At 71.4% G+C, this 14,874-nt stretch carries 15 protein-coding genes and 2 pseudogenes; 10 read left to right on the top strand and 7 right to left on the bottom strand.

The annotated features are described in order from the left end of the window. Positions 1 to 114, bottom strand: a pseudogene (locus tag ABZX30_RS35880) (glycerophosphodiester phosphodiesterase family protein); the annotation flags it as partial. Between ABZX30_RS35880 and ABZX30_RS35875 the strand changes: the two are divergent. The 6 genes and pseudogenes from ABZX30_RS35875 to thpD all read left to right on the top strand — a co-directional run. Beyond that, a pseudogene (locus ABZX30_RS35875) lies at positions 79 to 348 on the top strand (alanine--glyoxylate aminotransferase family protein); the annotation flags it as partial. The pseudogenes ABZX30_RS35880 and ABZX30_RS35875 overlap by 36 nt on opposite strands. A gap of 57 nt (positions 349 to 405) precedes the next feature. Then, a complete protein-coding gene (locus ABZX30_RS35870) occupies positions 406 to 936 on the top strand; it encodes a DinB family protein (protein WP_355941963.1) in 531 nt (176 codons plus the stop codon). A 276-nt stretch (positions 937 to 1,212) separates the two neighbouring features. Beyond that, the gene (ectA, locus tag ABZX30_RS35865; protein WP_355941960.1) at positions 1,213 to 1,719 is read left to right on the top strand and encodes a diaminobutyrate acetyltransferase; all 507 of its coding nucleotides are present in this window, start codon (positions 1,213 to 1,215) and stop codon (positions 1,717 to 1,719) included. A 59-nt stretch (positions 1,720 to 1,778) separates the two neighbouring features. After that, positions 1,779 to 3,050 carry a diaminobutyrate--2-oxoglutarate transaminase gene (gene ectB, locus ABZX30_RS35860; RefSeq protein ID WP_355941957.1) on the top strand — a complete coding sequence of 424 codons (1,272 nt, stop codon included), beginning with the start codon at positions 1,779 to 1,781 and terminating at the stop codon, positions 3,048 to 3,050. Positions 3,051 to 3,092: 42 nt separating this feature from the next. Further along, the gene (locus ABZX30_RS35855) at positions 3,093 to 3,497 is read left to right on the top strand and encodes an ectoine synthase (protein ID WP_355941954.1); all 405 of its coding nucleotides are present in this window, start codon (positions 3,093 to 3,095) and stop codon (positions 3,495 to 3,497) included. A 6-nt stretch (positions 3,498 to 3,503) separates the two neighbouring features. Continuing rightward, complete coding sequence (gene thpD, locus ABZX30_RS35850; protein WP_355941951.1) at positions 3,504 to 4,415, top strand: ectoine hydroxylase; 912 nt, start codon at positions 3,504 to 3,506, stop codon at positions 4,413 to 4,415. Positions 4,416 to 4,557: 142 nt separating this feature from the next. On the opposite strand, the gene ABZX30_RS35845 is transcribed toward thpD, so the two are convergent. The 5 genes from ABZX30_RS35845 to ABZX30_RS35825 form a co-directional block, all read right to left on the bottom strand. After that, a complete protein-coding gene (locus tag ABZX30_RS35845) occupies positions 4,558 to 5,619 on the bottom strand; it encodes an aminotransferase class V-fold PLP-dependent enzyme (protein ID WP_355941948.1) in 1,062 nt (353 codons plus the stop codon). A gap of 95 nt (positions 5,620 to 5,714) precedes the next feature. After that, positions 5,715 to 6,434, bottom strand: a complete 720-nt coding sequence (locus ABZX30_RS35840; RefSeq protein WP_355941945.1) for a DsbA family oxidoreductase — start codon at positions 6,432 to 6,434, stop codon at positions 5,715 to 5,717. A gap of 73 nt (positions 6,435 to 6,507) precedes the next feature. Further along, positions 6,508 to 7,017 carry a GNAT family N-acetyltransferase gene (locus tag ABZX30_RS35835; protein WP_355941942.1) on the bottom strand — a complete coding sequence of 170 codons (510 nt, stop codon included), beginning with the start codon at positions 7,015 to 7,017 and terminating at the stop codon, positions 6,508 to 6,510. Positions 7,018 to 7,060: 43 nt separating this feature from the next. Beyond that, positions 7,061 to 7,669, bottom strand: coding sequence for a DUF1349 domain-containing protein (locus ABZX30_RS35830; protein ID WP_355941939.1), 609 nt, complete (start codon positions 7,667 to 7,669; stop codon positions 7,061 to 7,063). A gap of 8 nt (positions 7,670 to 7,677) precedes the next feature. Next, positions 7,678 to 9,207, bottom strand: coding sequence for an aldehyde dehydrogenase (NADP(+)) (locus tag ABZX30_RS35825; RefSeq protein ID WP_355941936.1), 1,530 nt, complete (start codon positions 9,205 to 9,207; stop codon positions 7,678 to 7,680). Between the two features lie 137 nt (positions 9,208 to 9,344). Here ABZX30_RS35825 and ABZX30_RS35820 point away from each other — a divergent pair, with 137 nt between their 5' ends. Both ABZX30_RS35820 and ABZX30_RS35815 read left to right on the top strand, forming a co-directional pair. Then, on the top strand, positions 9,345 to 10,118 hold the full coding sequence (locus tag ABZX30_RS35820; RefSeq protein ID WP_355941933.1) for an IclR family transcriptional regulator: 774 nt from the start codon (positions 9,345 to 9,347) through the stop codon (positions 10,116 to 10,118). 86 nt (positions 10,119 to 10,204) lie between these two features. Next, positions 10,205 to 11,644 carry a penicillin-binding transpeptidase domain-containing protein gene (locus ABZX30_RS35815; protein WP_355941966.1) on the top strand — a complete coding sequence of 480 codons (1,440 nt, stop codon included), beginning with the start codon at positions 10,205 to 10,207 and terminating at the stop codon, positions 11,642 to 11,644. Between the two features lie 4 nt (positions 11,645 to 11,648). Here the strand turns inward: ABZX30_RS35815 and ABZX30_RS35810 are convergent, their stop codons facing one another. Continuing rightward, positions 11,649 to 13,100, bottom strand: a complete 1,452-nt coding sequence (locus tag ABZX30_RS35810) for an NCS2 family permease (protein ID WP_355941930.1) — start codon at positions 13,098 to 13,100, stop codon at positions 11,649 to 11,651. Positions 13,101 to 13,332: 232 nt separating this feature from the next. Here ABZX30_RS35810 and ABZX30_RS35805 point away from each other — a divergent pair, with 232 nt between their 5' ends. Both ABZX30_RS35805 and ABZX30_RS35800 read left to right on the top strand, forming a co-directional pair. Beyond that, complete coding sequence (locus tag ABZX30_RS35805; RefSeq protein WP_355941927.1) at positions 13,333 to 13,896, top strand: SigE family RNA polymerase sigma factor; 564 nt, start codon at positions 13,333 to 13,335, stop codon at positions 13,894 to 13,896. After that, the gene (locus ABZX30_RS35800) at positions 13,893 to 14,747 is read left to right on the top strand and encodes a hypothetical protein (protein WP_355941924.1); all 855 of its coding nucleotides are present in this window, start codon (positions 13,893 to 13,895) and stop codon (positions 14,745 to 14,747) included. The genes ABZX30_RS35805 and ABZX30_RS35800 overlap by 4 nt, the downstream gene beginning before the upstream one ends. The last annotated feature ends 127 nt before the right edge of the window (positions 14,748 to 14,874 follow it).

The following is a 14,874-nucleotide window of genomic DNA, read 5'->3' as shown; positions in this document are numbered from 1 at the left end:
CTCGAGGGCGTCCGCGCCGTCCTCGATCGCCTTGCGGTACGCGGCCAGGGTGTGCTCGGGGGCGTCCTCGGAGGCCCCCCGGTCGCGACGACACTGCGGGTGCCGCCGGGCGTGGTGGCCTCGGAGCTGGTGGCCCGGGCGCTGGCGGGCGACCCGGCGCTTCCGCTGGCCGCGGGCGGCGGCGCGCTGGCCCGGGAGATGATCCGCGTCAACCACTACGGGCCGGACGCGACGGTGGACACCGTGCGGGCCTGCCTGGCCGCGGTGGGCGCCGCACTGGCCGAGCTGGGGGTGCGCGTGCGTCCCGAGGAGGCCCGGCGGGCACTGGAGGACGCCTGGCGGCGCTGAGCCCGGGCGCGGCCGGAAACGAGCGCCGGCCTCCGGACCTCGTGCCATCCTCCCCGTATGACGACCGACACGCCCCGGACGCCCCTTCCCGACGGCCGCTCCGTCCCCCTCATGACCGGGGACGAGCGGCCCATGCTCGAGAGCTGGCTGGCCTTCCACCGGGCCACGCTGGAGCTGAAGTGCGCGGGACTGGACGACACGCAGGTGCGGCTGGCCTCGGCCGAACCGTCGTCGCTCACCCTGCTGGGGCTGGTGCAGCACCTGGCGGAGGTGGAGCGGATCTGGTTCCAGCGGGTCCTCGCCGGGCTCGACGTGCCGCCGGTGTTCGAGGAGGAGACCGGGTACGCCCTCGATCCCGGCCGGGGCCTGGAGGAGAGCCTCGCCGCGTGGCGGCGCGAGATCACCCGCGGGCAGGAGCTGTGCGCCGGCCGGTCGCTGGACGACACGGGGCGGATCGGCGGCGGGCCGCTGGCGGGGGCCGAGGTCAGTCTGCGCTGGGTGCTCATGCACATGGTCGAGGAATACGCCCGGCACAACGGTCACGCGGACATTCTGCGCGAGCGTATTGACGGTGTGACCGGATGGTGAATTCACGGTGATGTGCTAATTCTTATTCCAGGGTAGTTTTCCCCTGTGCTTCTGCCCGCATTTCCGGGACGTAAACGCAGCAGTTTTCCGGGCGGGTCACACCGTTGTGACGCATGACACAACCCTTCCCTTTTGCGCCCTTTGGGGTGGGCAAACCGGGACATAAACTCCCGCCTTCACGCACCTGCCCGCGCTCGCGTGATAACACAGGACCCCCTTTGAAGTAACCCCGTCCGGCCATGCATTTTTGAATTTCCATCGGTAAATTCAATCCGCATGACTGCCGCACAAGCAGACCTGCTCATCGACCGCCCGGCGGTGACGGACGGAGCCGCGCTCTGGCGTATCGCCAAGGATTCCGAAACCCTCGACCTGAACTCCTCCTACAGCTACCTGCTGTGGTGCCGTGACTTCGCCGCCACCTCCGCGGTGGCCCGCGACACCGACGGGACGCCGGTCGGATTCCTCACCGGGTACATACGGCCGGAGCAGCCGCACACCCTGCTCGTCTGGCAGGTGGCGGTCGACGCGGCCCACCGGGGTCGCGGGATCGCGGCCGCGCTGCTCGACGGGCTGACCGCGCGCCTCGGCGCGGAGCGCGGGATCACCCGCGTCGAGACCACGATCACCCCGGGCAACACCGCCTCGGAGCGCCTGTTCACCTCCTACGCCGACCGCCACGGAGCCACGCTCTCCCGCGAGGTGCTCTTCGGCACGGAACTGTTCCCCGACGGGCCGCACGAGCCGGAGGTCCTCTACCGCATCGGCCCCCTCGCCTTCTGAACGCCCACGCTGAACTCCCCAAGCCGAAGCCACCCCCACGCAACGAGGAGCGATTCGCCGTGACCATCACCCAGCCCGACCTCAGCGTCTTCCAGACCGTGGAGTCCGAGGTGCGCAGCTACTGCCGCGGCTGGCCCACCGTCTTCGACCGTGCGCAGGGCAGCCGCATGTTCGACGAGGACGGCCATCAGTACCTGGACTTCTTCGCCGGCGCGGGCTCACTGAACTACGGCCACAACAACCCCGTACTGAAAAGGGCGTTGATCGACTACCTGGAACGGGACGGCGTCACGCACGGCCTGGACATGTCGACCAGCGCCAAGCGGGCCTTCCTGGAGTCCTTCCAGAACCTGGTGCTGCGTCCCCGCGACCTGCCGTACAAGGTCATGTTCCCGGGCCCGACCGGTACGAACGCCGTGGAGTCCGCGCTGAAGCTGGCCCGGAAGGTGAAGGGCCGGGAGGCCATCGTGTCCTTCACCAACGCCTTCCACGGTATGTCCCTCGGGTCGCTGGCCGTCACCGGCAACGCCTTCAAACGGGCCGGCGCGGGCGTCCCGCTGGTGCACGGCACCCCGATGCCCTTCGACAACTACTTCGACGGCACGGTCCAGGACTTCCTGTGGTTCGAGCGGCTGCTGGAGGACCAGGGCTCCGGGCTCAACAAACCCGCCGCGGTGATCGTGGAGACGGTCCAGGGCGAGGGCGGCATCAACGTCGCGCGCCCGGAGTGGCTGCGCGCGCTCAAGGAACTGTGCGAGCGGCAGGACATGCTGCTGATCGTCGACGACATCCAGATGGGCTGTGGCCGCACCGGCGCCTTCTTCTCCTTCGAGGAGGCCGGGATCGTGCCGGACATCGTCACCGTGTCCAAGTCCATCAGCGGCTACGGGCTGCCGATGTCACTGTGCCTGTTCAAGCCCGAGCTGGACATCTGGGAGCCGGGCGAGCACAACGGCACCTTCCGCGGCAACAACCCGGCGTTCGTCACGGCCACCGCGGCCCTGGAGACGTACTGGACCGACGGATCCGCCATGGAGAAGCAGACCCGGGCCCGCGGCGAGCAGGTCGAGCAGGCGCTGATCTCCATCACCGAGGAGAACCTCGCCGACGTCAGCGAGTACCGCGGCCGGGGCCTGGTCTGGGGCCTGGAGTTCCACGACAAGGACCGCGCGGGCCGGGTCGCGCGGCGCGCCTTCGAGCTGGGGCTGCTCATCGAGACCTCCGGCCCGGAGAGCGAGGTCGTCAAGCTGCTGCCGGCCCTCACCATCACACCGGAGGAGCTGGACGAGGGCCTGCGCGTCCTCGCCCGGGCCGTCCGCGAGACCGCCTAGCCACCATCCGACACAGGTCCAGCAAGGAGGAAGTACACCACCGTGATCGTCCGCTCGTTCAAGGACATCGAAGGCACCGACCGGCATGTGAAGGCCGCATCCGGCACCTGGGAGAGCAAGCGCATCGTGCTGGCCAAGGAGAGGGTCGGCTTCTCCCTGCACGAAACGATTCTGTACGCCGGCACGGAGACGTCGATGTGGTACGCCAACCACATCGAGGCCGTCGTCTGCGTGGAGGGCGAGGCCGAACTCTTGGACCACGAGACCGGGAAGACGTACACGATCACTCCCGGCACCATGTACCTCCTCGACGGCCACGAGCGGCACACGCTGCGTGTCAAGGAGGACTTCCGCTGCATCTGCGTGTTCAACCCGCCCGTGACGGGACGGGAGGACCACGACGAGAACGGCGTCTACCCGCTGCTCACCGAGCCCGAGGAGGTGTGACGGACAGTGACCGCGACGACCACTACCACCACTCCCAGTGTCACCGACCTCTACCCCACCCGGGGTGCCACCGAGGTGACGACCCCGCGCCAGGACCCGGTCATCTGGGGATCTCCCGACACCCCCGGCCCGATCCCGACGGCCGACCTCCAGACGTACGAGCGTGACGGCTTCCTCGCCGTCGACCAGCTGATCACCGAGGCGGAGGTCGGCGTCTACCGGCGGGAGCTGGACCGGCTGGTCAACCACCCGGAGATCCGCGCCGACGAGCGGTCGATCGTGGAGCCGCGGTCCCAGGAGATCCGGTCCGTCTTCGAGGTGCACAAGCTCAGCGAGCTGTTCGCGAACCTCGTGCGGGACGAGCGGGTCGTCGGCCGCGCCCGGCAGATCCTCGGCTCGGACGTCTACGTCCACCAGTCCCGGATCAACGTCAAGCCCGGCTTCGGGGCCAGCGGCTTCTACTGGCACTCGGACTTCGAGACCTGGCACGCCGAGGACGGCCTGCCGAACATGCGGACGGTGTCCGTCTCGATCGCGCTGACCGAGAACTACGACACCAACGGCGGGCTCATGATCATGCCGGGCTCGCACAGGACGTTCCTGGGCTGTGCCGGGGCGACGCCCGAGGACAACTACAAGAAGTCGCTGCAGATGCAGGACGCGGGCACGCCGTCCGACGAGGCGCTGACCAAGCTCGCGAGCGAGTACGGCATCAAGCTGTTCACCGGCAAGGCCGGATCCGCGACCTGGTTCGACTGCAACTGCATGCACGGCTCCGGCGACAACATCACGCCGTTCCCGCGCAGCAACGTCTTCATCGTGTTCAACAGCGTGGAGAACACGGCGGTCGAGCCCTTCGCGGCTCCGGTACGGCGACCGGACTTCATCGGGGCGCGGGACTTCACACCCGTGAGGTGAACCAACCCTGCCGGGGGTCCGGGGGCGCCCCCCGCAGGACACAGCATCGGGGCGCGGGACTTCACACCCGTGAGGTGACCGCCTCCTCGGCGAACCGGGCCGGGGCCTTCCGTCTGGGACGGGAGGCCCCGGCCCGGTCGTGTCAGCCGGACAGCGCGTCCAGCAGGCGGTCCACGTCCGCGGGCGTGTTGAACAGGTGGAAGGACGCGCGCAGGTTGCCCGCGCGGTCGGAGACCTCGATGCCCGCCCGGCTCAGCTCCGGCTGCCGCCCGCCGAGTCCGGGCACCGACACGATCGCGGAGCCGGGGGCGGACACGGGCTCGTGGCCGAGCGACGCGAGCCCGGCCCGGAACCGGTCGGCGAGCGCCAGGTCGTGCCGGTGGACGGCGGCCACGCCGAGTTCCTCGATCAGATCGAGGGAGCGGCGCAGTCCCGCGCAGGTGAACAGGGCGTGGGTGAGGTCGAACCGCCGTGCCGAGTGGGCGAGTTCGGACACCGGGCCGTAGCAGCTGTCCCACGGCCTCTCCCCCGCGACCCAGCCCGCGAGCACCGGCGTCAGCCCGCCGAAGTCCTCCGGGACCACGAGGAAGGCCGCGCCGTGCGGGCCGAGCAACCACTTGAAGGAGACGGAGGCGGAGAAGTCGTGGGCGTCGGCGTCCATCGGCAGCCAGCCGGCCGCCTGGGAGAAGTCGACGTAGGTCCGCGCACCGTGTGCCCGGGCGGCCTCGCGCAGGGCGGCCAGGTCGGCGATCCGCCCGTCGGCGGACTGGGCGGCGCTGACCGCGACGAGCGCGGTGTCCGGGCGGACCGACTCGGCGATCCGCTCCAGCGGTACCGTGCGGACCTTGAGGTCGCCGCGGACGTGGAACGGGTTCAGCACCGAGGTGAAGTCGTCCTCGGCGGTGAGGACTTCGGCGCCGGCGGGCAGCGAGGCGGCGATCACCCCGGTGTGCGCGGCGACCGAGGCGCCCACCGCCACCCGGTCGGCCGGGACGCCGGCGAGCCGGGCGTATCCGGCCCGGCAGGCCTCGACGTCCTCGTGCAGCGGGCCCAGCGGCCGGCCCTCGGCCCGCATCATGGCCGCCTCGTGCAGGGCGGCCACGGTGCGGGCGGGCAGCAGACTGTTGCTCGCGGTGTTGAGGTAGGTGCTCCTGGGGGCGAACTCGGCGCGGACGAGGCTCTCGAAGGTCTCGGAGGTCTCCATGGGTCCACTGTGCGGCCGGGGGAAGTCCCCGTCCATTGCGGATTTTTGCGTGGTGCCGCTAAGCGCCGCTTATACGTACGCCCTGAGCTGCGGCTTCAGCCCTGCACCGGCACCGCGCACCCGTCCGGACCGCACGCCTCGGCGTCACCCGAGTCGATCAGCCGCAGCGGCGGGCGTTCGCCCCACGCCTGGGTCAGCGCCCGGGTGAAGACCTCGGCGGGCTGCGCGCCGGAGACGCCGTACGTGCGGTCGAGGACGAAGAAGGGCACGCCGTTCGCGCCGAGCTGCGCCGCCTCGCGCTCGTCGGCGCGGACCTCGTCGGCGTACGCGTCCGGGTCGGCGAGCACCGCGCGGACGGCGCCGGCGTCCAGTCCGGCCTCCACGGCCAGCGCGACCAGCCGCTCGTCGCCCTCGGTGAAGACGGAGCGTTCCTCGGCGAAGTTCGCCCGGTACAGGATCTCGAGCAGCTCGTCCTGCCTGCCCTGTTCCTTGGCGAAGTGCAGCAGGCGGTGCATGTCGAAGGTGCTGCCGTGGTCGCGGCCCCGGGTGCGGTAGTCCAGGCCCTCGGCGGCGGCCTGCGCGCCCAGGTTGTCCTCGCCGGCCTCGGCCTGCGTTTCGCTCATGCCGTACTTCCGGGTGAGCATGGTGATCACGGGCTGGACGTCGTCCTTGGCGCGGCCCGGGTCCAGCTCGAAGGAGCGGTGCACCACCTCGACCTGGTCGCGGTGCGGGAAGTCCGCGAGTGCCTTGTCGAAGCGGGCCTTGCCCACGTAGCACCAGGGACAGGCGATGTCCGTCCAGATCTCGACACGCATGGTCGCGGCTCTCCAGGTCGTACCGGTGCGGAGGCTCTCCCCGCCCGGTGCGTGAACGTTCAAGCAGCGGCTTTCATTCCCCGGAGCGGACGGCGTACCGCAGGTACAGGTGGTGGCCCCCCTCGGCGGGCGGGTTCTCCGGGTCCGGCACCCAGCCCCGGCGGGCGTAGAAGGCCTGGGCGCGGGCGTTGTCCACGCGCACCTCGAGGACCGCGCTCCGCCTGCCGTCGGCCCGCCACTGCTCGACGCAGGCGGTGTGCAGGGCCGAGCCGACGCCCGTGCGCCAGTGGCCGGGATCGACGTGGAACTGGAGGAGCTCGACCGTTTTGGCGGGCGGGCCGGGAGGGGTGCGGAAGGAGGCGACGCCCACCGGCCGGCCGTCCCGCACCGCGCACAGCACCTGCCCGTCGGACCGCCCGATGGCCTCGCCCCACCGGGCCGCCCAGTCGAAGCCGTCCTCCGGCAGGCCGTCCGGGTAGTACGTCGACCGGGCCCGGACATGCAGCCCGGCGACGACCTCGGCCTCCGCGGGCAGGGCGGTCCTGATCACCAGGGGGCCGGTGTGGCGATGCGCTTCGATCACGCAGCGGAGGACGCGTCCCGGGCGACCCGCGGTTCCGGGCCGCTCAGCTCCCGTCCCGCAGGTCGTCCGGCCAGGTGTCCCGGAACGCGATGCGGTCGTACGTCACCACGCAGCCCTCCCCCATCGGCGACTGGGTCATGAAGCCGACCAGCGCGGCGCCCGTCTCCTTCTCCCCGCCCAGCGTGAAGAGCCGGACGAAGGTCCAGCGCTCGCCGTCCCGGGAAGCGTGGAAGGCGAAGGCGCGGCCGGTGCGGCTGATCCGCAGCCAGACGGAACTGCCGTCCACGGTGAAGGAGTTGGCGTCGTCGGAGTGTTCCCGGGTGACCACCGTGCAGACGGTGGGCACGTCCGGGGAGTACTCCAGGCACAGCTTGGCCCAGGCCCGCTCACCGACGTGGACGTACAGCACCCCCGCGTCGAAGGCGCCGGCGAACCCGACGGTGACCCGCGCGACCAGCTGGAAGTCGCCCTCGGGGGCGCCCAGCAGCCGGGGCGCGTCCGAGGCGGGCTCCAGCGCCTCCCCGGTGGGCGGCACGAACCGGTCCTGCCGGGGGCCGGCCCACCCGGTGAGCACGCCGTCCTCGTAGGACCAGCCGCCCTCGGGGCCGTAGGTGCGCAGGGAGAAGGGCAGTTCGGGAAGTTCCACGTCCATGCCCGGTACTACCGCTCCAGAACGCCGTTGAACCGCCGCGGCAGCCCCAGCGGGTTGTCGTCCCGCAGTTCCTTCGGCAGCAGCGCCTCGGGCGCGTTCTGGTAGGCGACCGGCCGCAGCCAGCGTTCGATGGCCGTACCGCCCACCGAGGTCGAGGTCGACGTGGTCGCCGGGTACGGGCCCCCGTGGTGCTGGGCGGGGGCGACGGCGACGCCCGTGGGCCAGCCGTTGACCAGCACGCGGCCCGCCAGCGGCGTCAGCTCGGCCAGGAGTTCCGGGCCCCGGCCCTCGCCGGCCGCCTCCTGCTCGGACAGGTGCACCGTCGCGGTGAGGTTGCCGGGCAGCCGGGACAGGACGGCCGTCGCCTCCCCCTCGTCGTCGTACCGGACGACCACCGTGACCGGCCCGAAGCACTCCTCCAGGAGCAGGTCGTACGCGCCCTCCTCGGCCAGCTTGCTCGCCGGTACCGTCAGGAAGCCCGCGCTGACCGTGTGCTCGCCGCCCGCGCCGGGGGTCACCGGGGACTCCACGTCGGGGAGTTCGACGCGCTCGGCGACCCCGGCGAGGAAGTTGTCCCGCATGCGGTGGTCGAGGAGGACACCGGCGTCGGTGTCGCTGACGGCGTCGGTGAGCGACTTGACCAGGCCGTCGCCGGCCGCGCCGGACGGCACCAGGACCAGGCCCGGCTTGACGCAGAACTGGCCGACGCCGAGGGTCATCGACCCGGCGAGTCCGGCACCGATGGCCTCGGCCCGCTCGGTGGCGGCGGCCTCGGTGACGAGGACCGGGTTGAGCGAGCCCAGCTCACCGTGGAAGGGGATCGGCACCGGCCGGGCGGCCGCCGCGTCGAAGAGGGCGCGCCCGCCCCGGACGGAACCGGTGAAGCCGGCCGCGGCGACCAGCGGGTGCTTGATCAGCTCGATGCCGGCCTCGAAGCCGTGGACCAGGCCGACCACGCCCTCGGGGATGCCGTGCCCGGCGGCGGCCCGGCGCAGCACCTTGGCGACCAGTTCGGACAGGCCCGGGTGGTCGGGGTGGGCCTTGACGACGACCGGGCAGCCGGCCGCGAGCGCGCTGGCGGTGTCACCGCCGGCCACCGAGAAGGCGAACGGGAAGTTGGACGCCGAGTAGACGGCGACGACGCCCAGGGGCACCTTGTAGCGGCGCAGGTCCGGGACCGGCGGGGTGGCGGTGTCGTCGGGGTGGTTGATGACGACGTCGAGGAAGGCGCCCTCGTCGACGATGTCCGCGAAGGCCCGCAGCTGGTAGCAGGTGCGGGCGAGCTCGCCGGTCAGCCGGACCGGGCCGAGGGCGGTCTCGGCGTCGGCGGTCTCGACCAGCCCCTCCTTGGCCGCCTCCAGGCCGTCGGCGGCGGAACGCAGGAAGGCGGAGCGGACCGTGCGGTCGGCGAGGGCGCCGCGCGCGGCCTGCGCCGCCCTGACCGCGGCGTCGACCTCTTCGGCCGTGGCCTCCACCGCGACCTGTTCACGCTGCTTCCCGTTGCGCGGGTCGACGCTCCAGACTGGTGCTGCTGCCACCGCGGGTCCCTCCATGTAGTGCCGCATCGCGTACGTCATCGGCCGATGGCGTTCGATATGCTGAACGCCGTCTCTGATGATGAATATGCTGTTGGAGACTATATCTTCAGGCTCGTCGAACGAAGGGGTCAACGGCGATGTCGGCAGGCGAGACAGGCGGCGGGGCGCAGGTCAAGTCCGCGGTGCGGACCGTGGAATTGCTCGAGTACTTCGCCGGCCGGCCCGGTATGCACTCCCTCGCGGCGGTCCAGGAGGCCGTCGGGTATCCCAAGTCCAGCCTCTACATGCTGCTTCGCACGCTGGTGGAGCTGGGCTGGGTGGAGACGGACGCGACGGGCACGCGGTACGGCATCGGGGTGCGGGCGCTGCTGGTCGGCACGTCGTACATCGACGGCGACGAGGTGGTCGCTGCGGCCCGGCCGACGCTGGACCGGCTCTCCGACGACACCACGGAGACCATCCACCTGGCCCGTCTGGACGGCACGAACGTGGTGTACCTGGCCACCCGCCAGTCGCAGCACTACCTGCGTCCCTTCACCCGGGTCGGCCGCCGGCTGCCCGCGCACTCGACCTCGCTGGGCAAGGCGCTGCTGGCCACCCACACCGACGAGCAGGTGCGCAAGCTGCTGCCGGAGACGCTGCCCGCGCTGACCGAGCACACGATCACCGACCGGGAGAAGCTCATCGAGGAGCTGCACCAGGTCCGCGAGCAGGGCTTCGCCGTCGACCGCGAGGAGAACACGCTGGGCCTGCGCTGCTTCGGCGTGGCGGTCCCCTACCGCACCCCGGCCCGCGACGCGATCAGCTGCTCGGTGCCGGTGGCCCGGCTGACCCCCGCCCACGAGCAGATGATCAAGGACGCCCTGTTCGACGCCCGGGACCGGCTGACCCTCGCCACCCGGAGGCTGTGAGGGCGGCCGGGCGGGCGCATGAAAGCCCGATGAGAAACCCGGCGGAAGGGAACGACCGCCGCATCCCGCTCGTCCTCAGGACCGGGATGAACAAGACGATCAGGCGGGCGTCCGTCTTCACACTGCTGCTCAGGGCGACGTGGGTGCAGTTCTACGACGGCACGGCGCTCGCGGACGACAAGGACAACCGGCGCAACGTCATCGAGACGTACGCGGACCCGCTCGGGAACATCGTCGTGGCGGGCGAGTCGATCACCGGCTCGGCGCGCGCGAAGGACGGTGACCTCGCGTACAAGCGCACGTACCACGACGGCAGGCTGTACGCGGCGGTGACGGGCTACGCCTCGCAGGCGTATGCGCCGACCCAGCTCGAGGGGATCTACCAGGACCTGCTCAACGGCACGGACAGCCGGCTCAAGACGGTCATGGCCACGGTCACCGGCCAGCGCGCCGAGCCGGGCGACGTGGTCACCACGATCGACCCGGACGTGCAGAAGGCGGCCTACGACACGCTCGGCGGCAACAAGGGCGCCGCCGTCGCGATCGACCCGAAGACCGGCAGGATCCTCGCGATGGTGTCCACGCCCTCGTACGCCCCGTCCGCGCTGACCGACGCCACCACCGCGGGCCCGGCCTGGAAGAAGCTCAACGCCGATCCGGACAAGCCGCTGACCAACGGGGCGCTGCGCCGGCCGCTGCCGCCGGGCTCCACGTTCAAGCTGGTCGTGGCGGCCGCGGCGCTGGAGGACGGGCTGTACAAGGACGTGGACGAGCACACCGTCAGCCCGGACCCGTACACCCTGCCGGGCACCACCCGGCCGCTCGCCAACGAGAACAAGTCCGCGCCCTGCGAGAACGCCTCGATCCGCGTCGCCCTGCAGTACTCCTGCAACAACGTCTTCGGGAGGATGGCCGTCGTCCTCGGCCAGGACAAGGTGAGGGCGATGGCCGAGAAGTTCGGCTTCGACGACGACCGGCTCGACGTGCCGGTGCGGGCGTACGCCAGCGTGTACCCCTCGGACATGGACAAGGCGCAGACGGCGCTGTCCGGCATCGGCCAGTTCGACGTCACCGCCACCCCGCTGCAGATGGCCATGGTGTCGGCCGCGATAGCCAACGGCGGCAAGCTGGTCTCGCCGCACATGGTCGCGCAGATCACCGACGGCGGCGGCGACGTGCTGAAGGACTACGACGACGGCGCGGAGAGCAAGGAGATCGTCAGTTCCTCGACCGCCGAGCAGCTTCGGTCGGCGATGCGGACGGTCGTCGAGGACGGCACGGGTACGAACGCGAAGATCCCCGGTGTGACCGTGGGCGGCAAGACCGGCACCGCCCAGCACGGCGAGAACAACAGCAAGACGCCGTACGCCTGGTTCACCTCGTTCGGCACGTCGGACTCGGACGGCAAGCAGGTCGCCGTCGCGGTGCTGGTGGAGCAGTCGGACGCGGCCCGCTCCGAGGTGAGCGGCAACGGACTGGCCGCGCCGGTGGCCAGGGCGATGATGCGGGCCGCGTTGCGCAACTGACGCGCTACTTCACGCCCAGGATCTGCTCCACCGGGTCGATCGCGAAGTACACCAGGAACAGCGCCGACACCGCCCACAGCAGCCAGTTGACCTCCTTCGCCTTGCCCAGCACCGACTTGATGACGACGTAGGCGAGGAAGCCGGCGCCGATGCCGTCGGTGATGGAGTACGTGAACGGCATCGCGGCGATGGTCAGGAAGGCGGGGATGGCGATCTCGTACCTGTCCCAGTCGATGTGCTTGACGTGGGTCATCATCAGGAAGCCGACCGCGATCAGCGCGGGCGCGGCGGCCTGGAGCGGGACGATGGTGAGCAGCGGGGTGAGGAAGAGCGCCAGGCCGAAGAGGCCGCCGGTGACCAGGTTGGCGAAGCCGGTGCGGGCGCCCTCGCCGACGCCGGCCGCGGACTCGATGTAGGCGGTGTTGGAGGAGGCGGAGCCGACGCCGCCGGCCACGGCGGCGGCGCCGTCGATGAACAGGACCCGGCCGATGCCGGGCACCCGGCCCTTGTCGTCGAGGAGTCCGGCCTCCGCGCTGATGCCGACGATGGTGCCCATGGCGTCGAAGAAGTCGGACAGGACCAGGGTGAAGACCAGCAGGACGGCGGTGAGCACCCCGGCCTCGGCGAAGCCGCCGAACAGGCTGAAGTGACCGACGAGTCCGAAGTCGGGGGCGGCCACGATCGTGTCGGGGACCTTCGGGGTGGTCAGGCCCCAGCTCTTGACGTCGGCGACGGCGTCGATGACGACCGCGACGACCGTCATGCTGACGATGCTGATCAGGATGGCGCCCTTCACCTTGCGGGCGAGCAGCGCGATGGTGAGCAGGACGCCGAGACAGAACACCAGGACCGGCCAGCCGGTGAGCCGCCCGACGGCGCCCAGCTGCACGGGCACCGTGGTGTTCGCGGCGTCGGGGATGCGGCTGACGAACCCGGCGTCGACGAAGCCGATGAAGGCGATGAACAGGCCGATACCGACACCGATGGCCTGCTTGAGCTGCTGCGGGATGGCGTTCATGATCGCCTCGCGGAGCCCGGTGAGCACCAGGACGCAGATCAGGACGCCCTCGAGGACGACGAGCCCCATCGCGTCGGCCCAGCTCATCAGCGGGGCGAGCTGGAAGGCGACGACGGCGTTGAGGCCGAGGCCGGCGGCGATGGCGAGCGGGAGGTTGCCGCCGACACCCATGATGACCGTCATCACACAGGCCACCAGGGCGGTGGCGGTGACCAGTTGGCCGGTGTCGAGCGTGTGGCCGAACTTGTCCTTGGCGCTGCCCAGGATGATCGGATTCAGGACAAGGATGTAGGCCATCGTGAAGAAGGTGGCGAAGCCGCCGCGTATCTCCCGGCCGAACGTCGATCCGCGTTCGGAGATTCTGAAGTACCGGTCGACGCCGTTCGCCTTGGGTGGCACGGCACTTGGCCGGCCAGCCACCTGCTGCGTGTCGGACATGGTGCTGCTCCTTGTCGCCTCATGATCGGTCTGCGGATGCTGGCTGGATTGTTCCCCCGTTGAACCGCCCTCAGGTTTTCTCCGTGTTACGGAATCGGGCGTCGGCAGGCCATCCGGCGTTCGGCCCCCCGCACAGACCGGGCGGTCGAGCGCTGCTACGCTTCCGGACCTCGTCCCGGCCGCACCCGGACGATCACATGTCATTCGCATGACACACACAGGAAGGTCGCCCGTGGGCACAGTCGTCGACGACGCCGCCTCCGTGGAGTTCCATGCCTTCTTCGAACGGCACTACGCCGAACTCTCCCGTCTCGCCCACCTCCTGACCGGTGAGGCGGACGCCGCCGACGACCTGGCCGCGGACGCGCTCCTCGCGCTGTGGCACCGCTGGGACCGGGTGCGCGCGGCGGACCACCCGGCGGCCTACGCCCGGGGTGTCGTCGCCAACCTGGCCCGGACCCGCATCCGCAGCGCGGTGCGCGAGCGCCGCCGGGTCTCCCTGTTCTGGTCGCACCGCGAGGAGAAGACCGAGAACCCCGACGTGGCCGGCGTGGTGGACGTGCAGGAGGCGCTGCGCAGACTGCCGTTCCGCAAGCGGGCGTGCGTGGTGCTGCGGCACGCGTTCGACCTGTCGGAGAAGGACACCGCGCTGGCCCTGGGTGTGTCGGTGGGTACGGTGAAGAGCCAGACGTCGAAGGGAGTGGCCGAACTGCAGCGGCTGCTCGGCCCCGAGCGCGTTCCGCAGAGGGTGCACGCGGCGATGGCGCGCGGCGAGTCCGGAGGTAGGAACCGATGAGTCAGCAGGACGTGCACGACGAGCTGCGCGCCCGGCTGCACGAGGCGGCCGGGGCGCACGCCCCCGACCGTGCCCGGATGCTGGCCCGGATCGAGCGGGGCATGGCCGCCGAGGACCGCCCCGGCCGCCGGGCGACGCGCCCGCCGGCGGCCGGCTGGTTCCGGGTGGTGAGCGCCACGGCCGCGGTGGCCGGGGTCCTCGCGGTCGGCGGGTACGCGGTGGCCTCCGCGGTGCACAACGGCACCCCGGCCCGGCAGACGGTCGCGGTCTCGCCGACGCCCACGCCGTCGCCGGACGCGACGGTGCGGCCGCCGGTCCACCCGTCGGCCCCGACGGCCGGCTCCGGCCGTACCGCGCACCCCTCCCACCAGGCCGGTCCGTCCGCCACCCCGGCCCCGCGGGCCTCGGTCACCGCCCAGGCACCCACCGCCCGGGGCACCCAGGACGGGCCGCTGTGGTCGGACGGCTCGGTCGACCCGCACAGCAACGACTTCTGGGCGCAGAGCAACGTCACCCTGAAGACGTCGAAACAGCTCACCGAACTGACCGTGCGGTTGGCGGTGGCGCAGACGGGCGGCGTGTCGACGGCGGGCGCCTGGCGGTCCCTGCCGGAGGCCGACTTCACCCAGACCGTCGAGGAGCAGGACGGCTTCCTGGTCTACACCTGGGTGCTCAAGGACGGCCGCACGGTCCCCGCGGGCGAGTGGGTCTTCGCCGGGCAGTACGACCACGCGCGCGGCGGCCGGGACGCGAAGGACGACGGCTACCGCGTCACGGGCGCCGCGGGCAGCGCCCGGTACGCCGTGAAGGGCGACTTCGCGGCGCAGGGCCAGGGCGACGGCGGCTCCTGAACCGGGACGGGAAACAAGCACCTGTTCGACAACCAGGTGCTTGTTCTCCGCGTCCGTACAAGTGTCGGCCCGAGCCCCCCTCGGCCGGTACGGCCGGCCCGAGCCCCCCTCGGCCGGCCCCGCCGCC

It is taken from the genome of Streptomyces sp. NPDC004542, assembly GCF_040610035.1.
Taxonomy (GTDB): domain Bacteria; phylum Actinomycetota; class Actinomycetes; order Streptomycetales; family Streptomycetaceae; genus Streptomyces.
The sequence above is the reverse complement of the archived record's forward strand: the minus strand, read 5'-3'. Positions and strand labels throughout refer to the sequence as shown.